The organism is Achromobacter sp. Marseille-Q4962, from assembly GCF_943737005.1.
GTDB lineage: Bacteria > Pseudomonadota > Gammaproteobacteria > Burkholderiales > Burkholderiaceae_B > Achromobacter.
This window is the reverse complement of sequence record NZ_CALSFU010000016.1, coordinates 62,085-84,183: the sequence shown is the minus strand read 5'-3', so window position 1 is coordinate 84,183 and position 22,099 is coordinate 62,085. Positions and strand designations below refer to the sequence as shown.

At 68.2% G+C, this 22,099-nt stretch carries 21 protein-coding genes; 19 read left to right on the top strand and 2 right to left on the bottom strand.

The genetic code is table 11. The features are described from left to right. The first annotated feature begins 51 nt into the window (after positions 1-51). The 3 genes from NGJ44_RS15540 to NGJ44_RS15530 all read left to right on the top strand — a co-directional run bounded on the left by NGJ44_RS15540 (position 52) and on the right by NGJ44_RS15530 (position 3,970). Positions 52-1,014 (top strand): shufflon system plasmid conjugative transfer pilus tip adhesin PilV, encoded by a 963-nt coding sequence (locus tag NGJ44_RS15540; protein WP_251864488.1) that lies wholly within the window; start codon positions 52-54, stop codon positions 1,012-1,014. Between the two features lie 62 nt (positions 1,015-1,076). Then, positions 1,077-3,701, top strand: coding sequence for an alanine--tRNA ligase (alaS, locus tag NGJ44_RS15535; protein WP_251864487.1), 2,625 nt, complete (start codon positions 1,077-1,079; stop codon positions 3,699-3,701). Next, positions 3,701-3,970 carry a sulfurtransferase TusA family protein gene (locus NGJ44_RS15530; protein WP_251864486.1) on the top strand — a complete coding sequence of 90 codons (270 nt, stop codon included), beginning with the start codon at positions 3,701-3,703 and terminating at the stop codon, positions 3,968-3,970. The genes alaS and NGJ44_RS15530 overlap by 1 nt, the downstream gene beginning before the upstream one ends. A 77-nt stretch (positions 3,971-4,047) precedes the next feature. Here the strand turns inward: NGJ44_RS15530 and NGJ44_RS15525 are convergent, their stop codons facing one another. After that, a complete protein-coding gene (locus tag NGJ44_RS15525) occupies positions 4,048-4,629 on the bottom strand; it encodes a hypothetical protein (RefSeq protein WP_251864485.1) in 582 nt (193 codons plus the stop codon). A gap of 362 nt (positions 4,630-4,991) precedes the next feature. Between NGJ44_RS15525 and rpsP the strand changes: the two genes are divergently transcribed. The 9 genes from rpsP to NGJ44_RS15480 all read left to right on the top strand — a co-directional run bounded on the left by rpsP (position 4,992) and on the right by NGJ44_RS15480 (position 12,217). Next, complete coding sequence (rpsP, locus tag NGJ44_RS15520) at positions 4,992-5,252, top strand: 30S ribosomal protein S16 (protein ID WP_053245559.1); 261 nt, start codon at positions 4,992-4,994, stop codon at positions 5,250-5,252. Positions 5,253-5,355: 103 nt separating this feature from the next. Then, positions 5,356-5,973, top strand: a complete 618-nt coding sequence (gene rimM, locus NGJ44_RS15515; RefSeq protein WP_251864484.1) for a ribosome maturation factor RimM — start codon at positions 5,356-5,358, stop codon at positions 5,971-5,973. Beyond that, complete coding sequence (gene trmD / locus NGJ44_RS15510; protein ID WP_251864483.1) at positions 5,973-6,797, top strand: tRNA (guanosine(37)-N1)-methyltransferase TrmD; 825 nt, start codon at positions 5,973-5,975, stop codon at positions 6,795-6,797. Before rimM ends, trmD begins: the two co-directional genes overlap by 1 nt. Before the next feature lie 167 nt (positions 6,798-6,964). Continuing rightward, a complete protein-coding gene (locus NGJ44_RS15505) occupies positions 6,965-7,627 on the top strand; it encodes a helix-turn-helix domain-containing protein (protein ID WP_251864482.1) in 663 nt (220 codons plus the stop codon). Between the two features lie 112 nt (positions 7,628-7,739). After that, complete coding sequence (locus NGJ44_RS15500; RefSeq protein ID WP_251864481.1) at positions 7,740-8,495, top strand: ABC transporter substrate-binding protein; 756 nt, start codon at positions 7,740-7,742, stop codon at positions 8,493-8,495. Between the two features lie 92 nt (positions 8,496-8,587). Next, positions 8,588-9,241, top strand: coding sequence for an amino acid ABC transporter permease (locus NGJ44_RS15495; protein ID WP_251864480.1), 654 nt, complete (start codon positions 8,588-8,590; stop codon positions 9,239-9,241). Then, a complete protein-coding gene (locus NGJ44_RS15490) occupies positions 9,238-9,969 on the top strand; it encodes an amino acid ABC transporter ATP-binding protein (protein ID WP_251864479.1) in 732 nt (243 codons plus the stop codon). Before NGJ44_RS15495 ends, NGJ44_RS15490 begins: the two co-directional genes overlap by 4 nt. 9 nt (positions 9,970-9,978) lie before the next feature. Continuing rightward, entirely contained in the window at positions 9,979-11,268 is a 1,290-nt protein-coding gene (locus tag NGJ44_RS15485) for an NAD(P)/FAD-dependent oxidoreductase (protein WP_251864478.1), read from the top strand. Between the two features lie 412 nt (positions 11,269-11,680). Further along, a complete protein-coding gene (locus NGJ44_RS15480) occupies positions 11,681-12,217 on the top strand; it encodes a hemagglutinin repeat-containing protein (protein WP_251864477.1) in 537 nt (178 codons plus the stop codon). Here the strand turns inward: NGJ44_RS15480 and NGJ44_RS15475 are convergent. Continuing rightward, the gene (locus NGJ44_RS15475) at positions 12,201-15,095 is read right to left on the bottom strand and encodes a valine--tRNA ligase (RefSeq protein WP_251864476.1); all 2,895 of its coding nucleotides are present in this window, start codon (positions 15,093-15,095) and stop codon (positions 12,201-12,203) included. The two genes, NGJ44_RS15480 and NGJ44_RS15475, sit on opposite strands and share 17 nt — an antisense overlap. Before the next feature lie 423 nt (positions 15,096-15,518). On the opposite strand from NGJ44_RS15475, the gene ndk reads away from it, so the two are divergent. From ndk to bamB, 7 genes are all read left to right on the top strand, one after another. Then, the gene (gene ndk, locus NGJ44_RS15470) at positions 15,519-15,944 is read left to right on the top strand and encodes a nucleoside-diphosphate kinase (protein WP_053244492.1); all 426 of its coding nucleotides are present in this window, start codon (positions 15,519-15,521) and stop codon (positions 15,942-15,944) included. Positions 15,945-15,983: 39 nt separating this feature from the next. Further along, positions 15,984-17,138 (top strand): dual-specificity RNA methyltransferase RlmN, encoded by a 1,155-nt coding sequence (gene rlmN, locus NGJ44_RS15465; protein WP_053244940.1) that lies wholly within the window; start codon positions 15,984-15,986, stop codon positions 17,136-17,138. After that, complete coding sequence (locus NGJ44_RS15460) at positions 17,135-17,629, top strand: helix-turn-helix domain-containing protein (RefSeq protein ID WP_053244493.1); 495 nt, start codon at positions 17,135-17,137, stop codon at positions 17,627-17,629. Before rlmN ends, NGJ44_RS15460 begins: the two co-directional genes overlap by 4 nt. 14 nt (positions 17,630-17,643) lie before the next feature. After that, complete coding sequence (gene ispG / locus NGJ44_RS15455; protein WP_053244939.1) at positions 17,644-18,930, top strand: flavodoxin-dependent (E)-4-hydroxy-3-methylbut-2-enyl-diphosphate synthase; 1,287 nt, start codon at positions 17,644-17,646, stop codon at positions 18,928-18,930. A 64-nt stretch (positions 18,931-18,994) separates the two neighbouring features. Continuing rightward, a complete protein-coding gene (hisS, locus tag NGJ44_RS15450) occupies positions 18,995-20,281 on the top strand; it encodes a histidine--tRNA ligase (RefSeq protein WP_082308336.1) in 1,287 nt (428 codons plus the stop codon). 1 nt (position 20,282) lies between these two features. After that, positions 20,283-20,921: a YfgM family protein gene (locus NGJ44_RS15445; protein ID WP_053244937.1), complete on the top strand. Its 639-nt coding sequence runs from the start codon at positions 20,283-20,285 to the stop codon at positions 20,919-20,921. A 4-nt stretch (positions 20,922-20,925) separates the two neighbouring features. Next, positions 20,926-22,083, top strand: a complete 1,158-nt coding sequence (gene bamB / locus NGJ44_RS15440; RefSeq protein ID WP_053244936.1) for an outer membrane protein assembly factor BamB — start codon at positions 20,926-20,928, stop codon at positions 22,081-22,083. Positions 22,084-22,099 lie beyond the last annotated feature (16 nt).

Here is a 22,099-nt window from a genome sequence, read left to right as displayed (position 1 = left end):
AGGGCGCGCGCCGGGTCTGCCGCGCGGGCGCGCGGGTTCGCGCTGGCCGAGATGGCACTGGTGCTGGCGCTGGCCATGCTGGCGGCGATCTGGGCGTCCGCGCGGCTGGCGCGCCAGGCCGAAGACGCGGCTGCGCAGGCTGCCGGCCGCTGGTTGGCGCAGGTGCGGCAAGCGGCCGCGCAGATGCTGGAGCAGCATTTCGAAACCCTGGAGCCGGGGCAGGGCGCCCCGGGATTCGCCGATGCCGAGGCCCCCACGCTGGCGGAGTTGCGGGCGGCGGGGCTGTTGCCGCAAGGGTTTCCGGACCGTTCCGCCTTGGGGTGGGGCGCGCGCGTGCGCGTCGTGCGCGCGGCCGCTTGCCCGGGCGAGCATTGCCGGCTCGATGCCCTGGTGCATGGCGACCGGCCTCAGCTCAAACCGGGGACGCAAGAAGTGGACGTAGTGGCGATGGCGGGCGTGATGCAGGCCGCCGGCGGATACGGCGGCGCCGTGTGGCCGGAGAGCCCCGCCGAGCTGCGGGGAGCGCTGTTCCGGTTTCCCAATCCGCCGTCGCCGGGCGCGGCGGCCCATCCTCCCGGCACCGTGGCGGCCTGGGCGGGCCTGGCGCGCGCGCAGGCCGGGCGCTACGTCCGCATGCGGGACGCCCGCGATCCCGACCTGCAAGGGGGGCTCTCGGTGGCGGGCTCCGTGTACGCTGGCGGCTTCCTGGTGGTGCAGGGGCGGGCGGCGGCCGGTTCGCGTTGCGGCGAACCCGGGGCCGTGGCGCGAACGGAAACGGGAGCGCTGCTTTCCTGCGCCGGCGGCGTCTGGAATCCGCCCGACGGCGGCTTTGGCGGCGCCTACGCCGTCAGCTATCCGTGGGGCTGCCGGCAGCCCGGAGGGCGCTCCACCGCCAATCCCAGAACCGGCCAGTGTTCCTGCCCGGCCGGCTACACCCCGGTCGTCGTGTCGGCCGGCTTGATCCACTGGGCCGAAACGGAAAGCTGGACCACCGGCTACGTCTGCGTGCGCTGATCCCCCCGCGGTCCGGCTACCCTCTATAATCGGCAATTCGCCTAAATTCTGCTTCATCCACGATGAAATCCTCCGAGATTCGCCAGCAGTTCCTGCAATTCTTCAAGTCCAAGGGACACACCATCGTGCCCTCGTCGTCGCTCGTGCCGGGCAACGACCCGACCCTGCTCTTCACGAATTCGGGCATGGTCCAGTTCAAGGACGTGTTCACGGGCAAGGAAACGCGGTCGTACACGCGCGCCACCTCCGCGCAGCGCAGCGTGCGCGCGGGCGGCAAGCACAACGACCTCGAGAACGTGGGCTACACGGCCCGTCACCATACGTTCTTCGAGATGCTGGGCAATTTCAGCTTCGGCGATTACTTCAAGCGCGAAGCGATCACCTATGCCTGGGAGCTCCTGACGCAGGTCTACAAGCTGCCGGCCGAAAAGCTCTGGGTCACCGTCTACCAGGAAGACGACGAGGCCTACGACATCTGGGCGAAGGACGTGGGCGTGCCGACCGAGCGCATCATCCGCATCGGCGACAACAAGGGCGCGCGCTATGCCTCGGACAATTTCTGGCAGATGGCGGACACCGGCCCTTGCGGTCCCTGCTCGGAAATCTTCTACGACCACGGCCCGGACGTGTGGGGCGGCCCTCCGGGGTCGCCGGAAGAAGACGGCGACCGCTACATCGAAATCTGGAACCTCGTGTTCATGCAGTTCGAGCGCGACGCGGCGGGCAACATGACGCGCCTGCCGCGCCCCTGTGTCGATACCGGCATGGGCCTGGAGCGCATCGCCGCCGTGCTGCAGGGTGTGCACTCCAACTACGAGATCGATCTCTTCCGCAACCTGATCGCCGCCGCCGCCCGCGAAACCGGCGTGAAGAACCTGGAAGACAATTCGCTCAAGGTCATCGCCGACCACATCCGCGCCTGCTCGTTCCTCATCGTGGATGGCGTCATCCCCAGCAACGAGGGCCGCGGCTACGTGCTGCGCCGCATCGTGCGCCGCGCGCTGCGCCATGGCTACAAGCTGGGCCAGACCAAGCCGTTCTTCCACCGCCTGGTGCCCGACCTGGTCGCCGAAATGGGCCAGGCCTATCCCGAGCTCGCCGCCAACGCCGAGCGCGTGGCGCAGGTGCTGAGGCAGGAAGAAGAGCGCTTCGGCGAAACGCTCGAGCACGGCATGCGCATCCTCGACGCCGCCCTGGCCGGCGTGCCCAAGGGCGGCCAGCTCGACGGCGCCACGCTCTTCACGCTGTACGACACCTACGGATTCCCGGTGGACCTCACCGCCGACATCTGCCGCGAACGCGAGGTCGACGTGGACATGCCGGGCTTCGAGGCCGCCATGGAACGCCAGCGCGAACAGGCTCGCGCCGCGGGCAAGTTCAAGATGGCCGAGGGCCTGAGCTACGAAGGCGCCGATACGCGGTTCGAGGGCTACGAGCATCTCGAGCTCGACGGCGTCAAGGTGACGGCGCTGTACGTCGACGGCACGCAGGTGCAGGAAGTGCAGGCCGGCCAGAAGGCCGTGGTCGTGCTCGACGCCACGCCGTTCTATGCGGAATCCGGCGGCCAGGTGGGCGACACCGGCCTGCTCGAGGCCGGCGGCGTGCGTTTCGCCGTGGCCGATACCCTGAAAATCCAGGCCGGCGTGTTCGGCCATCATGGCGTGCTCGAAGCGGGCAGGCTGGCGGTGGGCGATTCGCTGCTCGCCCGGGTGGACGCCGTGCGCCGCGCCCGCACGGTGCGCAACCACTCGGCCACGCACCTGATGCACAAAGCGTTGCGCCAGGTGCTGGGTGCGCACGTCCAGCAGCGCGGTTCGCTGGTGGACCCCGACAAGACCCGCTTCGACTTCGCTCACGACGCGCCGCTCACGGCCGAGCAGATCGCGCGGGTGGAAGCCATCGTCAACGCCGAGATCCTGGCCAACCAGCCCACGGTCGCGCAGATCATGCCCTACGACGACGCGGTCAAGGGCGGCGCCATGGCGCTCTTCGGCGAAAAGTACGGCGACACGGTACGCGTGCTCGACATCGGTTTTTCGCGTGAGCTCTGCGGCGGCACCCACGTGAACCGCACCGGCGACATCGGCTTCTTCAAGATCGTTTCCGAGGGCGGCGTGGCCGCCGGCGTGCGGCGAGTCGAAGCCATCACGGGCGACAACGCACTGGCCTGGGTGCAGAACCAGAACGCGCTGCTCACGCAGGTGGCTGGCCTGGTGCGCAGCACCCCGGCCGACCTGCCGGCCCGCATCGGTCAGATCCAGGATCAGGTCAAGACGCTCGAGAAAGACCTGGAACAGCTGCGCAGCAAGCTTGCCGCCAGCGCCGGCAATGATCTGGCCGCATCCAAGGCGGTCGAGATCAAGGGCGTGAAGGTGCTGGCCGCCGGCATCGGCGACGTGGACCCCAAGGCGCTGCGCGGCATGGTCGACAACCTCAAGGACAAGCTCAAGCCCGCGGTCGTTCTGCTGGCCACCGGCTCCGCCGACGGCAAGATCAGCGTGGTGGGCGGCGTCACGGCCGACCTCACCGACCGCATCAAGGCCGGCGAACTGGTGGGCTTCGTGGCCGGCCAGGTGGGCGGCAAGGGCGGCGGCCGGGCGGACATGGCCATGGGCGGCGGCACCGACGTGGCCGCCTTGCCGGCGGCCATCGCCAGCGTCCGGAAATGGGTGGACGAGCGCCTCTGATGGATACGCAGCACAGCGCCACGCCGGGCGGCGCCGAGGCGCCTGCCTTCGAGCAGGAGGTCGACGCCAGCGGGCTGACCTGCCCGCTGCCCATCCTGCGCGCCAAGAAGGCGCTTGCGCAGATGCGGAGCGGACAGGTGCTGCGCGTCGTCACCACCGACCGCAACGCCATCCGCGATTTCCAGGCGTTCTCGCGCCAGACGGGCAACGAGCTGGTGGCCCAGCTCGAAAGCGGTTCGAGCGCCGTGCATTATCTGCGGCGGCGCTAGCGCGCGTGCCGGCGCCGCGCGGGTCAGGAAAAGGCCGGAGCGATCCGGCCTTTTGCATGCGACGCGCGCGTCCTGGATCATTTGTGGATGGCCGCCGCCACGGCCTGCGTGATGGTGAAGTCCACCAGGTCGCCTTCCTTGAGCTGCTGCAGCCTATCCTGCAGCGCGGGGTCCTTGACCTGGATGGTGCGCATCCCGCCTTGCGGACCCTTGAGGGTGACGAGGTTGGCGCTCTTGTTGAGATGCCAGATTTCCGCCGTGATGGTGGTCTGCCGGCCTACCGCTGCGCCGGGCTTGTCGCCGGGGGCGCTGCGGGACGCGCCGGTCTGCGCGCTTATGCCCGTCGCGCCCGAGCCCGCCGGCCGCACGTCCACGGCCACGGATTCGTAGTAATCGAGGCTGAGCGTGTCGCCGACCTGAATCTGCCGGAAGTTGCGGATGTCGGGGCCGGCCTGGACGTCTATCGTATTGCCTCGCTCGCCCTGCAGTGTGATCGTGCGGGTGGCGGGGTCCACCGCGGTGACCTTGCCCGTGGCGGAGGTCAGGGCCGCCCCCACGACGCGGGCCGCCGCGGGCAGCGGCGCGGCCAGCGCGCCCGCCAGCAGGGCGGGCAGCGACAACCGGGCCAGTCGCGTGAAACCGGATTGCTTTTTCTTCATGGTGTTGCTCCCATCGGTCAGGGAAGGGAAAGCGGGGCGCCACGGACAACCCCCGGAGCCCGCGCACGGAGGAAACACGCATTTCAGGGGGCGTCGCGGCATCGCGCTCCCACGCAACGGCCTGAATTTGTAGAATATCCGGCTGTGGCGGTTTTTGCAGCCGCTTCGTTGGCGGCAAAGCAGGTTCCGAAGCCGGTCCGCGCACGGAAAACCCGCCCTCCGGGCGCCAGCCGCCCCGGCGCGGCGCGGGTTTGCGGCGTGCAAATCGCGTCACGGACAGACATTCGGCGTCGCCATTTGCCAGCAGTCTGGTTTAGATGCTAGAATTTCCCGTTTTTCACAACTAATTCAAGGGATTACCTATGGTGGTGATTCGCCTGGCCCGCGGTGGGTCCAAGAAGCGTCCGTTCTACAACCTGGTGGCCACCGATTCGCGCAACCGTCGCGATGGCCGTTTCATCGAGCGCGTGGGTTTCTACAACCCCGTCGGCAACGAAGGCGCTGAAAACCTGCGCATCTCGCTGGACCGCGTGCAGCACTGGACCAGCAACGGCGCTCAGCTCTCGCCCGCCGTCGAGCGTCTGGTCAAGGAATACTCGGCCAAGGTTTCGGCCGCGGCCTGATTGCGGCCCGGTCGCGACCTAAGCGCGGTCTGAGGGCGCCTTGCCCGGCCCCGTGCCTGGCATTGCCCGATTTCCGCTTCATTCTTGCCGATACGCGCAATACATGTCTGATGCCGCTACTTCCGGCGCGGCGCCCGCGGACTTGGTTGAACTGGGCCGCGTCACCGCGGCCTACGGTATCAGGGGCTGGGTGAAGGTGCAGCCGCATTCGGCCCAGGCCGAAGTGTTGCGCACCGCCTCCCACTGGTGGCTGACTCGCCCTGTGCCTGAATTGGCGCGGGGCGCGGTCGTTTCTGCGCCGGTGTCCTACAAGGTCTTGCAGGCCCGCTCGCAGGGCGCCACCGTGGCCGCCCAGCTCGAGGGCGTGTCCGATCGCAACCAGGCAGAAGCCTTGCGCGGCCTGCTCGTGCAGGCTTCGCGCGGCGCCTTCCCGGCTCCCGAGGAAGACGAATACTACTGGGTCGACCTGATCGGCTGCTCGCTCTGGAGCGATGCCGAGGGCGATCCCGTGCTCGTCGGCGTGGTCGACGAAGTGTTCGACAACGGCGCCCATGCCGTGCTCAAGGTGCTGCGCCAGCGCCAGGGGCCCGACGGCCCCGAGCCCATGCTCAATGCCAGGGGAAAATCCATCGAAACGCTGGTGCCGTTCGTGCGCGCCCATATCCACGCCGTGGATCTGGCCGCGCGCCGCATCGACAGCGATTGGCCCATGGATCTCTGATGCGCATCGACGTCGTCACGCTGTTCCCGGAAATGTTCGGGGTCGTGCGCGACCTGGGCGTCACGGGTAGGGCGCATGCGCAGGGCCGCTGGTCGCTGCATGTCTGGAACCCCCGCGATTTCACGCATGACGTGCACCGCACCGTGGACGATCGTCCTTACGGCGGCGGACCCGGCATGGTGATGATGGCCGCTCCGCTCGAGGCCGCCGTCCGGGCGGCCCAGGCGGCTCGCGGCGCGCAGGGCCTCGATCCGGCGCCGGTGGCGCTGCTGGCGCCGGTCGGGCGCCGCTACGACCAGGCGGCCGCGCAATCGCTGGCCGCGAGCACGGGCCTCATCCTCATCTGCGGCCGCTACGAAGGCGTGGACCAGCGCTTCATCGACCGCTGCGTCACGCTCGAAATCTCGCTTGGCGATTTCGTTCTCTCGGGCGGCGAGATCGCGGCGCTGGCCGTCATCGACGCGGCCGTGCGCCTGCTGCCCGGCGTGCTCAACGACGACGAATCCGCCCTGCAGGATTCCTTCAACCCCGCATTGTCCGGGCTGCTGGACAGCCCGCATTACACCCGCCCCGAAGTCTACGAAGGCGAGCCGGTGCCCGCGCCCCTGCTGAGCGGCCACCACGCCAACATCGCGCGCTGGCGGCGCGAGCGCTCGCTGGCCCTCACGGCCGCCCGCCGGCCCGATCTCATCGAGGCCGCGCGCGCGCAAGGCCAGCTGGGCAAGCAGGACGAACGCTTCCTGGCCGAACTCGCAGGCGCGCCGCTGCCCGACGACGATGCCGCGCGCCGCCGCGGCCGCCGCCGCACGCCCAAGCCGGACTGATCCCCTTTTTTTCGCTGCGCATTCGCGCTGGCCGGCACGCGCCCGCCCGGCGCGAACGCGTGCGCGTGCTCGCATTCGCGGCCCGGCCTTCCTAGGGATGGTCCTAGCTTGTGGCAGCCGAACCCGGTTCTTAGCATTGAAAATTCTATGAACGTGAAAATTTCACGATGAAACCTGCCCGATCCCTTCCGGCTTCTTCCCGCGCGGCGGCGTTGCATGCCCAGCCGGGCTCGGCGGTGGATCTCTGGTTGGGGCAGCAGTTGCGGCAGCTGCGCAAGCAGCAGGGACGGCCGCTGGTCGAGGTGGCCACGGCCTGCGGGCTGTCCGTCGGGCTGCTGAGCCAGATCGAGCGCGGCCTGAGTTCGGCCTCGGTCAAGGTGCTGCATGCGCTGGCGCGTGAGTTCGGTGTATCGGTGAATGCGCTGCTGCGCAACGCCGAGCATGCCGAGGACGAGGCGGACGGCAGGGTCGTGCGGGCGGGCGCGCATCGCTCCATCGACCTGGGCGAGAAGGGCATCTTCAAAGAGATGTACACGCCGCCGGCCTGCCGCAGCATGGATCTGTGCCGGGCCGTCATCCAGCCCGGCGGTTCGACCGGCAGCGAGCTTTTCGTGACGGGGCAGGGCGAGCAGATCGGCGTGGTGCTCAAGGGCGCGCTCGAACTCTGGATCGGCGACCGCGTACTGCTGCTGGGCGAAGGCGACAGCTTCTGCTATGCGAGCAGCTCGCCGCGGCGCTGGCGCAATCCTGGCTCGGAAACCACCGAGGTCATCTGGGCCATTTCCAACATCAACTCTTGCGCGGGGGACGACGAAAAGCAGGCGCGCTGAACGCCTGGACCGGCGGGGCGGCAGAGGCGAGCGCCCCGTCTGCGGAGGGCCGTCCGGGCCGGACGGAACACCGGGGTGTGTCGACACGCCCTAGCCACGATGAGGAAACGTCATGAAATTCAAGACTCTGGTTGTCTCGGCATTGGCAGCACTGACCCTGGGCGCGGGCGCGCAGGCCCAGACGGTATTGAAAGTGGGATCCACGCCCACCGGCAGTCCCTTTACCTTTCTCGACACCAAGACCAACAGCATAGAAGGCGTGATGGTCGACATCATCAAGGCGGTGGGCAAGGAAGCCGGCTTCGGCGTGCAGATAGAGCCCATGGCGTTTTCTGCGCTCATCGGTTCGCTGACCTCCAAGCGCATCGACCTCATTTCGGCCGCCATGTTCATCACGCCGGCCCGCCAGCAGGTCGTGAGTTTCTCCGACCCGGTCTATCGCTACGGCGAAGGCTTCATGGTGCCCAAGGGCGACAACAAGGAATACAAATCCTTCGCCGACATGAAAGGCATGACGGTGGGCGTACAGGTGGGTACGGCGTTCGTCGAGCCCATCCAGAAAAGCGGCGTGTTCAAGGAGGTCAAGCTCTACGACAACCCGCCCGACATGATGCGCGACGCCAACGCGGGCCGCATCCAGGGCGGCTTCATGGACTACCCGATCGCGGCCTACATCATCTCGCAGGGCAACTATCCGAACCTGAAGATGGCCCAGGCGTACCAGCCCACGGTGATGGGCAGCCTCGGCATCGCCGCCCGCAAGGACGACACGGCGCTGCTGGAGCGCGTGAACAAGGCCCTGGCCAAGCTCAAGGCGGACGGCACCATCGACGCCATCCTCAAGAAATGGGGGCTGGGCCCGCAATGAGCGCCGAAGGCGCGCCCGGGCCCGGCGCCCGGTCGCGCGGCCCGCGGCCGGGCGGGGAGCCGGCCGCCCATTCTGCAAACACAGGTTGAACCATGACGGAATTCTTCAAGGACTCGGCGGAGTTCCTGCCCATCCTGCTGCAGGGCGCCAAGCTCACCATCCTGGTGACGCTGGGCTCGCTGGCGCTCTCGACCGTGCTGGGCCTGGTGTGGGCGCTCATGCGCGTGTCCAACGTGCCCTGGCTGGCGAAGTTCAGCGCGGGCCTGATCAATGTGCTGCGCGGCATTCCCATCATCGTCCTGCTGTTCTACATCTACTTCGTCATGCCCGACGTGGGCATCGCCATGACGGCGGTGCAGGCGGCCATCATCGGCCTGGGCGTGGCGTATTCGGCCTACCAGGCCGAGAATTTTCGCGCGGGCATCCAGGCCATAGACCGGGGCCAGATCGAGGCCGCCATGGCCATGGGCATGAGCTGGAGCCTCACCATGCGCCGCGTGGTGCTGCCGCAGGCCGTGAAGATCGTGCTGCCGCCCTACGGCAATATCATGATCATGATGCTCAAGGACTCGTCGCAGGCTTCTACCATCACCGTGGCCGAACTCGCGCTGCAGGGCAAGCTGATCGCCGTGTCCACCTTCAAGAACGCCACCGTGTTCACGCTGGTGGCCCTGATGTATCTCGTGATGTGCATTCCGCTGATCCTGCTGGTGCGCCATCTGGAGAAAAGGAGCGCCGCCAAATGATCGAACTACAGGGAGTCCGCAAGAGTTTCGGCTCGCTCGAAGTGCTCAAGGGCATCGACGCCGAAGTCAGCAAGGGCGAGGTGGTGTGCGTGATCGGGCCCTCGGGCTCGGGCAAGTCCACCATCCTGCGCTGCATCAACGGGCTGGAACGCTACGACGGCGGCCGCATCACGGTGGACGGCCAGCTCGTCGATTGCGACGCGGCTTCCATCGTGTCGATCCGCACGCAGGTCGCCATGGTGTTTCAGCGCTTCAACCTGTTTCCCCATCGCACCGCGCTGGAGAACGTGATCGAGGGCCCGATCTTCGTGAAGAAGGAGCCTCGCGCCCAGGCGGTGGAGCGCGGCCGCGAACTGCTGGCCAGCGTGGGCCTGGCGGACAAGGAAAATGCCCATCCGCCGCAACTGTCCGGCGGACAGCAGCAGCGCGTGGCCATCGCCCGGGCGCTGGCGATGCAGCCCAAGGCCATTCTCTTCGACGAGCCGACCTCGGCGCTGGATCCGGAACTGGTCGGCGACGTGCTGGACGTGATGCGCAAGCTGGCCGAGGCCGGCATGACCATGGTCGTCGTTACCCATGAAATGAGCTTCGCCCGCGAGGTGGCGGACCGCGTCATGTTCTTCGACGGCGGTGTCATGGTGGAGCAGGGCGCCGCCCGCGAAGTGCTGAATCATCCGCAGCATCCCCGGACCCAGGATTTCCTGCGCCGGGTGTTGCATCCCATGTAAGGAAGGACCATGCCGCAAGCGCCATTTCCGCTATCCCCATCGTTGTGGGCCGCCACGGCGGCGGCGCCGCCGCCGACCGAGCGCCTGGCCGAATCCACGCAGGCCGACGTGCTGGTGGTAGGCGGCGGCTACGCCGGGCTGAGCACGGCGCTGCACCTGGCCGAGCGCGGCGTCCGGGTGGCGCTGCTGGAGGCGCGGGAGATCGGCTTCGGCGGCTCGGGCCGCAATGGCGGCCAGGTCATTCCGGGCCTGAAATACGATCCCGATGCGCTGCGTTCCATGTACGGCGCGGAGCGCGGCGAACGCCTGGTCCGCTTTGCCGGCGCGACGGCGGATACGGTGTTCGACCTGATCGAGCGGCACGCCATGGACGTGCCTCGCGTGCGCGCGGGCTGGATCCAGGGCGCCCATACTGCCCGGGCCTTGCGGATCGCGCATGGCCGGGCCGCGCAGTGGGCCAGGCTCGGCGCCGACGTCCAGCCGCTGGACCGCGCGCAGACGGCGCGGCTGATCGGCACCGACCGCTACCTGGGCGGCTGGGTGGATCGCCGCGCCGGCGCCATCCAGCCGCTGAGCTATGCGCGCGGACTGGCGCGCGCCGCGCTGAGCGCGGGCGCCATCGTTCATACCGGCACGCCCGTGGAAAGCCTCAGGCGCGCGGGCGGCAAGTGGACCGCGGCCACCGCCCTGGGGCCCAGCGTCACGGCCGATCGCGTGGTGATGTGCACCAACGCCTACGGCGGCGACCTGCTGCCAGGATTGAAGGAATCGATCATCGACGCCAACACCTTCCAGGTGGCCACCGCGCCGCTGCCGGAGGCGGTGCGCGCCGGTATCTTCCCCGAAGGGCACGTCACTTCCGACACGCGCAACCTGCTGCTGTATTTCCGGCTGGACCACCAGGGCCGGCTGCTGATGGGCGGGCGCGGCCCTTTCCGCGAGCCCAAGGGGCAGGGGGACTGGGCGCATCTGGAGCGCGTGATGCTGAAACTGTTTCCGCAGGTCGCGGGCACGCCGTTCGAATACCGCTGGTGCGGCCGGGTCGCCGTCACCCGCGACTATCTTCCGCACCTGCACGAGCCCGAACCTGGCCTGTTGGTGGACATCGGCTGCCAGGGGCGCGGCGTGGGCCTGCAGACCAGCATGGGCCGGGCCATGGCGGAGTACGTGGCCACGGGCGACGCGAATGCCTTGCCGGTGCCGCTCTCGCCGGTGGTGCCGTTCCCGCTGTACGGCCTGCGGCGCCTGTACGTGAACGCGGTCGTGACCTGGTACCGGATGACGGACGGCGGGGTGTAACGAGCCCCACGCTGCAACGGGAGATCGGATGGGAGAGTGGCTTCGGCAGGAGCGCGAGCGCGTCCTGCGCGAGCAGCAGGAAACGGCGCCGGATGTGCGGCTGCGGCCGGCTCAGGCTCCGCCGCCGGATCTTCCGCCGCAGGACGAAACGCCATGCTTTCCGATTGAACGCATCCGGCTTGACGGCGAGGACGCCCATCGGTTCCTCTGGTCGCTGAAAGCCGCCAACCCGAGGAATGACCCCCGCCAGCGACATCAAGAACCACGCCGAGTACAAGGCCAGTAGCGTCAGCCTCGGTGGCGGCTGCAGCGTCGGCAATGGTGGCATGAAGGAAATCGGCCGCTATGGCGATGGCCTGGGCGCCGGTGGCGCAGGAGTGGACATACTTCCGTCGGCCGGGGCGGCGCGTCCATGGGCATCACCGCCAACGCCAGCCGTGGCAAGGGCAAGGGCGAAGGCGGTGACGTCACCTGGACCAACACGCACGTCAGCGCCGGCAACCGCCCGACCCTGGAATCCGGTGGCGGCACCAACCTGCGCGGCGCCATCGCCAGCGGCAAGCGGGTCGTGGCCGACGTAGGCGGCAACCTCAGCATCGAGAGCCTGCAGGACGCCAGCACCTTCAAGAGCAAGGACAGAAATGTCGGCGGCAGCGTCACGGCGGGAGCCGGCTTCTCGGCCAGCGCCAATGCCGGCAAGCAGAAAATCGACAGCGACTGCGCCAGCGTCACCGGGCAATCCCGCACCGAAGCGGGCGACGGCGGCGTCCAGATAGAGGTCAAGGGCAACACCGATCTCAAGGGCGCCTCCATCACCCCGCCCGAGCAGGCGGTGAAGGGCGGTCTCAACACGCTGATGTTGGAATCATCCTTAAATAAAAAACCCCTCGATGAAAATCGAGGGGTTTGCGGCCGGGGGGAGCGAGCCGAGGTCAGTCGCCCAGCTTGATGCGCTGTTCGCGCACCTTCTGCAGGGTTTCGCCGAACTGCGCCACGCGCGCCTTTTCCTGCGCGACCACGGCCGCCGGCGCGCGCTCGACGAAGCTGGCATTCGACAGCTTGCCGTTGGCCTTGGCCATTTCGCCTTCCAGGCGGGCGATTTCCTTGTCCAGGCGGGCGCGCTCGGCCGCCACGTCGATTTCCACGCGCAGCATGAGGCGGCTGCCGCCCACGACCTGCACCGGCGCGCCGGCATCGGGCAGGCTGCCCAGCACTTCCACTTCGGAGAGCTTGGCCAGCGCGGCCAGGTAGGGCGCATTGCGCTTGAGCACCGGCGCGTCGCCCTGGGCGCAGAGCGGCACCTTCTGGGCCGGCGAGAGGTTCATCTCGCCGCGCAGCGCGCGCACCGCTTCCACCTGGGCCTTGAGTTCGTCCACCTCGGCTTCCGCGGCGGCGTCCACGGCCTGCGGATTGGGCTGCGGATAGGGCTGCACGCTCACGCTGTCGGCCACGCCGGGCTGGCGCTTGCCGGCCGCCACCGACACCTTCTGCCACAGCTCTTCGGTGATGAACGGGATGATGGGGTGGGCCAGGCGCAGCACCGCCTCCAGCACGCGGATCAGCGTGCGGCGGGTTCCCAGCTGCTGGGCCGGCGTGCCGGTCTGGATCTGCACCTTGGCCAGTTCCAGGTACCAGTCGCAGTACTCGTCCCACACGTAGCGGTACAGCGCGTTGGCGATGTTGTCGAAGCGGTAGTCGGCAAAGCCGCGCGCCACCTCGGCTTCCAGCGCCTGCAGCTGGCTGACGATCCAGCGGTCCACGAACGACAGCTCGCCCGCGTCGGGGCCGGTGAGGTCGTGGCCCTCGGTGTTCATCAGCACGAACCGCGTGGCGTTCCAGAGCTTGTTGCAGAAGTTGCGGTAGCCCTCGCAGCGCTTGAGGTCGAAGTTGATGTTGCGGCCCAGCGTGGCGTAGGCCGCCATCGTGAAGCGCAGCGCGTCGGTGCCGAAGGCGGGGATGCCGTCGGGGTACTGGCGGCGCGTGGTCTTTTCGATGGCGCCGGCCTGCTTGGGGTTCATGAGGCCGTAGGTGCGCTTGGCCACCAGGCCTTCGAGGTCGATGCCGTCGATGAGGTCCACGGGGTCCAGCGTGTTGCCTTTGGACTTGCTCATCTTCTGGCCGTCCGCGTCGCGGATGAGGCCGTGCACGTACACGTGCTTGAACGGGATCTGGCCGGTGAGGTGGGTGGTGAGCATGACCATGCGGGCCACCCAGAAGAAGATGATGTCAAAGCCCGTGACCAGCACGCTGGACGGCAGGTAGCGCTGCAGGTCGGGCGTGTTCTCGGGCCAGCCCAGCGTGGTGAAGGGCACCAGGCCCGAGGAGAACCAGGTGTCGAGCACGTCGGGGTCGCGCTTGAGCTCGCCCGTCACGCCGGCGGCGCGGGCCTGCGCGGCGGCCTCGGCCTCGTCGTGCGCGACGAACACCTGGCCGTCTTCCGAATACCAGGCCGGGATCTGGTGGCCCCACCAGAGCTGGCGCGAGATGCACCAGTCCTGGATGTTGTTCAGCCACTGGTTGTAGATGGTGGTCCAGTTCTCGGGGAAGAACTTGACGCGGCCGTCGGCCACCACGTCGAGCGCGACCTGGGTGATGCTCTTGCCCGGGTGGAGCGTGCCCTCGGGGGCGGGCTTGCTCATGGCCACGAACCACTGGTCGGTCAGCATGGGCTCCAGCACCACGCCGGTGCGGTCGCCCTTGGGCTGCATCATCTTGTGCGGCTCGACCTTCACCAGGTAGCCCTCGGCCTCCAGCTGCGCCACCACGGCCTTGCGGGCCTCGTAGCGCTCCATGCCCTGGAACTGCTTGGGCGCATTTTCGTTGATGTGCGCGTCCAGCGTGAAGATCACGATGAGAGGCAGGTCGTGGCGCAGCGCGCAGGCGTAGTCGTTGAAGTCGTGCGCACCGGTGATCTTCACGCAGCCCGTGCCGAATTCCGGATCGACGAAATCGTCGGCGATGATGGGGATGTTGCGGTCGCACAGCGGCAGCTCGACCTCCTTGCCGATCAGGTGCCGGTAGCGCGGGTCGTCGGGGTGCACGCACACCGCGCCGTCGGCCAGCATGGTCTCGGGGCGGGTGGTGGCGATGGTCATGCCGCGCAGCGTGACGGTCTGGCCGTTCTTGTCGACGATGGTTTGCGGGCCGTCGGCGAAGGGATACACGATGTGCCACATGTGGCCGTCCGTTTCCTCGGACACGACTTCCAGGTCGGACACGGCGGTGAGCAGCTTGGGGTCCCAGTTCACCAGACGCTTGCCGCGATAGATCAGTCCCTGTTTGTAGAGGCGCACGAAGGTTTCGACCACGCCGCGCGACATGCGCTCGTCCATGGTGAAGTATTCGCGCGGCCAGTCGGCCGAGGCGCCCAGCCTGCGCACCTGCCCGGTAATGGTGCTGCCCGACTTTTCCTTCCATTCCCAGACCTTTTCCACGAACTTCTCGCGGCCCAGGTCGTGGCGCGAAACCTTTTGCGCGTCGAGCTGTCTTTCCACCACGATCTGCGTGGCGATGCCGGCGTGGTCGGTGCCGGGGATGAATACCGTGTCGTCGCCCAGCATGCGGTGGTAGCGCACCAGTCCGTCCATGATGGTCTGGTTGAACGCATGCCCCATGTGCAGCGTGCCGGTCACGTTGGGCGGCGGGAACTGGATTACGTAGGGTTGAGGGTCGGTCCCTGTTTTTACGTGCTGGCCCGCCGCGAAATAGCCGCGCTTTTCCCACTCGGCGTACCAGCGGGATTCGAGGTCGGCGGGTTCAAAGCTCTTGGGCAGTTCCGGGGTTTCGTTCGCGCCTTGGGCGGCGCTCGGCGTAGCGGCTTGGGTCATTACTGGATTTCCGGGTGCAGACAGGGCGCCCGGCGGACAGCGCCGGGCAAGCAAACCGCTCATTTTAAGATGTAATGAGGTCTTCCTGCCGTGCTAGAATGCCGGGTTACTGTAAACCTTTTAGAAGTCCCTGAATTCATTGAGGATTCACCGCGGGAAGGCAGGCCGGGATCACATGCCGGCAGCCCCGGGGAGCGGCGATGCACACGCCCTCCGGCAGCATGTTCCTTTTCCGCAGGCGCCGGGACCCTTCAGGTGGGCAGTGCCGAATCCTGCCTGGCCCGAGGCCCGGCGGATGCGGGCGCGAGGCGCCCCGCATCCGTTCTGCGCCGATGGCGCAGCGGCGCTCGAAGGGTGGCTCCGACCAGCGCAAGGCCGCGCCAGGCAATTAATCAGTAGAAACCGCTATCCGGAGTTCTTTTCATGTCCATCCAACGCACTCTCTCGATCATCAAGCCCGACGCCGTCGCCAAGAACGTCATCGGCCAGATCGTCAGCCGCTTCGAGCAGGCCGGCCTGAAGGTCATCGCCGCCCGCATGCTGCAGCTCTCGCGCACCGACGCCGAGCGCTTCTATGCCGTGCACAAGGAGCGTCCCTTCTTCAAGGACCTGGTCGACTTCATGGTCTCGGGCCCCGTCTTCGTGCAAGTGCTCGAAGGCGAAGACGCCATCCAGAAGAACCGCGACCTGATGGGCGCCACCGACCCCAAGAAGGCCGCCCCGGGCACCATCCGCGCCGACTTCGCCGACAGCATCGACGCCAACGCCGTGCACGGTTCCGACGCCCCGGAAACGGCCGCCGTCGAGGTTGCCTTCTTCTTCCCCGAAATCAACATCCACACCCGTTGATTTCCGGGCAGGCGTCAACGTTTCTTCTATAGTCTGGTCATGGAATCCGCCGATCGAATCAACCTGCTGGGCCTGGACGGCCCCGCGCTGGCCGAGCTGGTCGGGCAGTGGGGCGGCAAGCCGTTCCGCGCCCGGCAGCTGCAGCGCTGGGTGCACCAGCGCGGCGCCGATTCGTTCGACGCCATGACCGACCTGGCCCGCGACTTCCGCGGCCAGCTCGCGGAGCGTTGCCGCATCGAGGCGCTGCCGGTCAACATCGAGCAGCGCTCCTCCGACGGCACCCGCAAGTGGCTGTTCGACGTGGGGCAGGGCAATGCCATCGAAACCGTCTTCATTCCCGAAGACGATCGCGGCACCCTGTGCGTTTCCAGCCAGGCGGGCTGCGTGGTGAACTGCCGGTTCTGCTCCACCGGCCACCAGGGTTTCAACCGCAACCTCAAGACGAGCGAGATCATCGGCCAGCTCTGGTGGGCCAAGCGCGTGCTGGAGGCAGACATCGGCGCCGCGCGCCTGCCTTCGGCCAAGGCGGGCGAAGACACGCGCGTCATCAGCAACGTCGTGATGATGGGCATGGGCGAGCCCCTGCTCAACTACGACCAGGTCGTACCGGCGCTGCGCCTCATGCTGGACGACAACGCCTACGGGCTGTCGCGCCGCCGGGTCACCGTGTCGACTTCCGGCGTGGTTCCCATGATGGACCGCCTGTCCCAGGACTGTCCCGTGGCGCTGGCGGTGTCGCTGCACGCGCCCAACGACGCGCTGCGCGACGAGCTCGTGCCGCTGAACCGTAAACACCCGCTGAATTCGCTGCTGGATGCCTGCAACCGCTACCTGGAGCATGCGCCGCGCGACTTCATCACTTTCGAATACTGCATGCTGGACGGCATCAACGATACCGACCAGCACGCCCGGGAACTGATTCAGGTGGCGCGCCAGGTGCGCTGCAAGCTGAACCTGATTCCCTTCAATCCCTTCCCCGCTTCGGGCCTGAAGCGTTCGCCGTCCGCGCGCGTGAAAGTGTTCGCGCAGCGCCTGATGGACGCGGGCATCGTCACCACGGTGCGCAAGACCCGTGGCGACGACATCGACGCGGCCTGTGGCCAGCTCGCCGGCGAGGTGCGCGACCGCACCCGCATTACCGAGCGCAATGCCGCGCGAGCCCGGGCCATTCCGATCAAACAGGTGCATGCATGACGCAGGAGTACGCTTCCGCGGTTTCCGAATCGCCCGTCGGCGGCCCGGGCAATGTGGGCGGCGCGTTGCGCGAATTGCGCAAGGCCAGGGGGTGGTCGCTGGACGAGGTTTCCAGCCGCATCAAATTCTCCACCAAGCAGATCGACGCGCTCGAGGAAGAGCGCTGGTCCGACCTGCCCACCGGCGTGTCCCTGCGCGGCCTGATCCGCAATTACGCGCGCCTGCTGGGCGCCGACGCCGAGGCCATCGTCGAGTCGCTGGACCCCAAAGTCCGCGTCACCGGCCCGCTGCGCCGCAGCCCCGGCTCGCTCGATTCCGCGCACAGCATCGGCGCCGCGCCCATGGAAGACGAACGTGCTTCCTCCACGTCCTGGGGCTGGCTGCTGGCCATCGTGCTGGTGCTGGCCGCCGGCCTGGCCTACGCGTTCTGGCAGGGCTGGCTGCCGCAGCACTGGCTGGCCTTCGATTGGCTTCCCAAGCTGTCCAAGTAAACCGGGTTACCCCGATGCAAGATTCTTCTCTGCCTTGCCAGGATGCGCCGCCGCCCCCCGTGGGGCCGGCGCCGCGGCGTCCCACCCGCCAGGTGGCCGTGAAGTGGGGCAATCGTGTCGTCACCCTGGGCGGCGACGCGCCGGTGGTGGTCCAGTCCATGACCAACACCGACACCGCCGACGCCATCGCCACCGCCATCCAGGTGAAAGAGCTGGCGCAGGCCGGTTCCGAACTGGTGCGCATCACCGTGAACACGCCGGAGGCCGCCCGCGAAGTGGCCGCGATCCGCGAGCAGCTCGATCGCATGGGGATCGACGTGCCGCTGGTGGGCGACTTCCACTACAACGGCCACAAGCTGCTCACGCAGTTCCCCGAGTGCGCGCAGGCCCTGTCCAAATACCGCATCAACCCCGGCAACATGGGCGGGGGCAAGCGCCGCGACGACAACTTCGCGCAGATGATCGAGGTCGCCTGCCGCTACGACAAGCCGGTGCGCATCGGCGTCAACTGGGGCAGCCTCGATCACGAGCTCATGGCGCGCAAAATGGATGAGAACAGCCGCCGCGCCCAGCCCTGGGAAGCCCAGGCCGTCATGCGCGACGCGCTGGTGGTTTCGGCCATCAGCAACGCCCGGCGCGCCGAAGCGCTCGGCCTGCGCCGCGACGCCATCGTGCTGTCGTGCAAGGTGAGCCACGTGCAGGACCTCATCGCCGTCTACCGCGACCTCTCCGCCCGCTGCGACTATCCGCTGCACCTGGGCCTGACCGAGGCCGGCATGGGCAGCAAGGGCATCGTGGCCTCCACCGCCGCGCTGGCCGTGCTGCTGCAGCAGGGCATCGGCGACACGATCCGCATCTCGCTCACCCCCGAGCCCGGCGGCGACCGCAGCCGCGAGGCCGTGGTGGCGCAGGAAATCCTCCAGACCATGGGCCTGCGCGCCTTCACGCCCATGGTGGTGGCCTGCCCGGGCTGCGGCCGCACCAGCAGCACGTTCTTCCAGGAGCTGGCCGACAGCATCCAGTCCTACCTGCGCCGGCAGATGCCGGTGTGGCGCGCCCGGTATCCCGGCGTCGAAACCATGAACGTGGCGGTCATGGGCTGTGTGGTCAACGGGCCGGGCGAAAGCCGCCACGCGGACATCGGCATCAGCCTGCCGGGCACGGGCGAAGTGCCCGCCGCGCCGGTGTTCGTGGACGGCGAGCGCACTGTCACCCTGAAGGGCGACCGCATCGCCGAGGAATTCCAGGCCATCGTCGAAGATTACGTCGCGCGCCGCTACGGCGCGTCCGCCTCTCATTGAAAAGCAAGGGTGTGGCCGCCTGCGCGCCCCGGCGCGGCGGGCGGCACGATAAAGCACGAAAAAGATGAGTCAAGCTTTCCAGAAAGTCGCCGCCATACGCGGCATGAACGACCTGCTGCCGGGGGCGAGCGCCCGCTGGGAGCAATTCGAGGATATCGTCCGCGGGTGGCTGCGCAGCTATGGCTACCGCAACGTGCGCACGCCCGTGCTCGAGCATACGCGCCTGTTCGCGCGCGGCATCGGCGAAGTGACCGACATCGTCGAAAAAGAGATGTACACCTTCACCGACGCGCTCAACGGCGATTCGCTCACCATGCGCCCCGAAATGACCGCGGGCATCGTGCGCGCCGCCATCGAGCACAACCTGCTCTACGACCGCCCGCAGCGCGTCTATTCCATCGGCCCCGTGTTCCGCCACGAGCGCCCGCAGCGCGGCCGCTACCGCCAGTTCCATCAGATCGACGTCGAGGCGCTGGGCTTCGCCGGCCCGGACGTGGATGCCGAGCTGATCGTCATGCTGGCCCGCCTGTGGAAGCTGCTGGACCTGACCGACGTGCGCCTCGAGCTGAATTCGCTGGGCCAGCCGGCCGAGCGCGCCGCGCACCGCGCCGCGCTGATCGAGCACCTGGAAAAGCACCGCGGCATCCTCGACGAAGACGGCCAGCGCCGCATGTACACCAACCCGCTGCGCGTGCTGGACACCAAGAACCCCGCCATGCAGGAAATGGCCGACAGCGCGCCGCGCCTGTTCGACTTCCTGGGCGAGGAGTCGCGGGCGCACTTCGACGGCGTATGCCAGCGGCTGGCCGATGCCGGCATCGAATACCGCCTCAACCCGCGCCTGGTGCGCGGGCTCGACTACTACAACCTCACGGTTTTCGAGTGGGTGACCGACCGCCTGGGCGCGCAGGGCACCGTCTGCGGCGGCGGCCGCTACGACGGGCTCATCGAGCTGCTGGGCGGCAAGCCGGCTCCCGCGGTGGGTTTCGCCATCGGCATGGAGCGCCTGCTCGACCTCTGGGAGCAGAGCGTGGCGCTGGAGGCGCCCGCCGAGTGCGACGTGTATGTCGTGCACCAGGGCGAGGACGCCCAGCGGCTGGCCGCGCGTGTGGGCGAAGACCTGCGCGACGCAGGATTTGCCGTGGTGGTCCACGCCGGTCCGGCCAGCTTCAAGTCCCAATTCAAGCGCGCCGATGCCAGCGGAGCGCAGGTTGCGGTTATTCTTGGCGCCGATGAAGTGGCGGCCCGGGCCGCCAGCATCAAGTTCCTGCGCGCCGGCGCGCAGGGCGAGGCGCCGCAGCGGCAGGTGCCGCTGGCGGAGCTGGCCGAAGCATTGAAACTCAAGGGTTAGCATGGCATACGATCTCGAAGAACAGGAAAAACTCGACGCAATCAAGGCCTGGTGGGCGCGCTACGGCACGCTGATAGCGACGCTGGTTGCCGTCGTGGCCCTGGCCTGGGGCGGATGGTGGGGCTGGAAGGCCTATGAGTCGCACCGCGCCAACCAGGCCATGGGCTATTTCGAGGCGCTGGAAGACGCCGCCCGGCTGGGCGGCTCGGATTCCGCCGTGCGCATCAAGGCCGCCGCCGCCACCTTGCGCGAAGACTATGCCGCCACCGGCTATGCCGCGCGCGGCGCCCTGGTCGCCGCCCAGGCCCTGCAGGCCCAGGACGACGCGGCCGGCGCGCGCGAACAGCTCGAATGGCTGGCCGCGCAAAAGAAAAACCCCTCCATGCAGGCTGTGGCACGGCTGCGCCTGGCGGGGCTGCTGCTCGACCAGAAGCAGTACGACGCCGCGCTCGCGCAACTCGAGAACGCGCCGCCCGCTTTCGCCGCCTTGTTCGCCGACCGCCGCGGCGATGTTCTCGCGGCCCAGGGCAAGCGGGAAGAAGCGCGCGCCGCCTGGCGGAGCGCCATCGATGGACTGGGTAAGAACAATCCGCTTACCCAGGTTGTGCAACTCAAATTGGATGCCCTGAGCGGAGCCTGACTGTATGCGTAAATTCGCCCCCCGCCGCATGTGGCGCGGCGCCCTGTGCGTGGCGGGCCTGTTGGCCCTGAGCGGCTGCGGCCTGTTTTCCAGCGACGACGCGCGCTACGAGCCCGCGCCCCTCACCGAATACAAGGCCGGCATGTCGGTGCGCCAGATCTGGTCCACGTCGGTGGGCAGCGGCTCGGGCCTGGGCTTTGCGCCCACCGTCGTCAACAACGCCGTCTACGCGGCCACCCCCGACGGTTCCGTGGGCAAGTTCGACCTGCAGAGCGGGCGCCCCATCTGGAAGATCGACGCCGACACCAAGCTGTCGGCCGGCGCCGGCAGCGATGGCTCCACCACCGCCGTGGCCTCGCCCAACGGCGACGTGATCGCCTTCGACGACACCGGCAAGCAGAAGTGGAAGGCGCGCGCCACCAGCGACGTGTCGGTGCCGCCGCTGGTGGGCTACGGCCTGGTCGTGGTGCGCAGCGGCGACTACCGCATCCAGGCGTTCGACGCCCGCACCGGCGAGCGCGTCTGGAACGTGCAGCGTCCGGGCCCGGCGCTGGCGCTGCGCAGCGTGTCGCAGATGCTGATGGCCGAGGGCCTGGTCATCACCGGCCTGCCCGGCGGCAAGATGCTCGCCATCGCGGCCAACAGCGGCAACGTGCAGTGGGAAGGCACCGTGGCCACGCCGCGCGGCGCCAGCGACCTGGAGCGCCTGACCGACGTGGTCGGCGTGCCCCGCATCGCGGGCAACCTGCTCTGCGCCGTGGCCTACCAGGGCCGCATCGTCTGCTTCGACGTCACTGCCGGCGGCCGCCCGCTGTGGGCCAAGGACTTCTCCAGCGTCAGCGGCCTCACGCTGGACGACCGTTTCGCCTACTCGGCCGACCAGAACAGCGTGGTGCATGCCTTCGCGCTGGACAACGGCGGCAACGTCTGGAAGCAGGGCGCGCTGAAAAACCGCCAGCTGACCGTGCCGGCGCTGCTGGGCGGCGCGCTGGCCGTGGGCGACCTCGACGGCTACGTCCACTTCCTGTCGCGCAGCGACGGCAGCCTGATGGCCCGCCTGTCGGTCGGCGGCGGCGCCGTGGTCTCGCCCCCGCAAACCACGTCCCAAGGCGTGCTGGTCCAGACGGGCAACGGCAATCTCGTCCTGATCGGCACCAACTGAAACCCAATCGAAACCA

Bases quoted from the DNA above. Each gene is read 5' to 3' on its own strand.
- trmD (WP_251864483.1), top strand. From the start codon at position 5,973: ATGCGCATCGACGTCGTCACGCTGTTCCCGGAAATGTTCGGGGTCGTG.
- NGJ44_RS15525 (WP_251864485.1), bottom strand. From the start codon at position 4,629: ATGAAGAAAAAGCAATCCGGTTTCACGCGACTGGCCCGGTTGTCGCTG.
- rimM (WP_251864484.1), top strand. From the start codon at position 5,356: ATGTCTGATGCCGCTACTTCCGGCGCGGCGCCCGCGGACTTGGTTGAA.
- NGJ44_RS15485 (WP_251864478.1), top strand. From the start codon at position 9,979: ATGCCGCAAGCGCCATTTCCGCTATCCCCATCGTTGTGGGCCGCCACG.
- NGJ44_RS15500 (WP_251864481.1), top strand. From the start codon at position 7,740: ATGAAATTCAAGACTCTGGTTGTCTCGGCATTGGCAGCACTGACCCTG.
- NGJ44_RS15480 (WP_251864477.1), top strand. From the start codon at position 11,681: ATGGGCATCACCGCCAACGCCAGCCGTGGCAAGGGCAAGGGCGAAGGC.
- ndk (WP_053244492.1), top strand. From the start codon at position 15,519: ATGTCCATCCAACGCACTCTCTCGATCATCAAGCCCGACGCCGTCGCC.
- NGJ44_RS15540 (WP_251864488.1), top strand. From the start codon at position 52: ATGGCACTGGTGCTGGCGCTGGCCATGCTGGCGGCGATCTGGGCGTCC.
- NGJ44_RS15495 (WP_251864480.1), top strand. From the start codon at position 8,588: ATGACGGAATTCTTCAAGGACTCGGCGGAGTTCCTGCCCATCCTGCTG.
- NGJ44_RS15490 (WP_251864479.1), top strand. From the start codon at position 9,238: ATGATCGAACTACAGGGAGTCCGCAAGAGTTTCGGCTCGCTCGAAGTG.
- rlmN (WP_053244940.1), top strand. From the start codon at position 15,984: ATGGAATCCGCCGATCGAATCAACCTGCTGGGCCTGGACGGCCCCGCG.
- NGJ44_RS15475 (WP_251864476.1), bottom strand. From the start codon at position 15,095: ATGACCCAAGCCGCTACGCCGAGCGCCGCCCAAGGCGCGAACGAAACC.
- NGJ44_RS15530 (WP_251864486.1), top strand. From the start codon at position 3,701: ATGGATACGCAGCACAGCGCCACGCCGGGCGGCGCCGAGGCGCCTGCC.
- bamB (WP_053244936.1), top strand. From the start codon at position 20,926: ATGCGTAAATTCGCCCCCCGCCGCATGTGGCGCGGCGCCCTGTGCGTG.
- alaS (WP_251864487.1), top strand. From the start codon at position 1,077: ATGAAATCCTCCGAGATTCGCCAGCAGTTCCTGCAATTCTTCAAGTCC.
- ispG (WP_053244939.1), top strand. From the start codon at position 17,644: ATGCAAGATTCTTCTCTGCCTTGCCAGGATGCGCCGCCGCCCCCCGTG.
- NGJ44_RS15505 (WP_251864482.1), top strand. From the start codon at position 6,965: ATGAAACCTGCCCGATCCCTTCCGGCTTCTTCCCGCGCGGCGGCGTTG.
- NGJ44_RS15460 (WP_053244493.1), top strand. From the start codon at position 17,135: ATGACGCAGGAGTACGCTTCCGCGGTTTCCGAATCGCCCGTCGGCGGC.
- rpsP (WP_053245559.1), top strand. From the start codon at position 4,992: ATGGTGGTGATTCGCCTGGCCCGCGGTGGGTCCAAGAAGCGTCCGTTC.
- hisS (WP_082308336.1), top strand. From the start codon at position 18,995: ATGAGTCAAGCTTTCCAGAAAGTCGCCGCCATACGCGGCATGAACGAC.
- NGJ44_RS15445 (WP_053244937.1), top strand. From the start codon at position 20,283: ATGGCATACGATCTCGAAGAACAGGAAAAACTCGACGCAATCAAGGCC.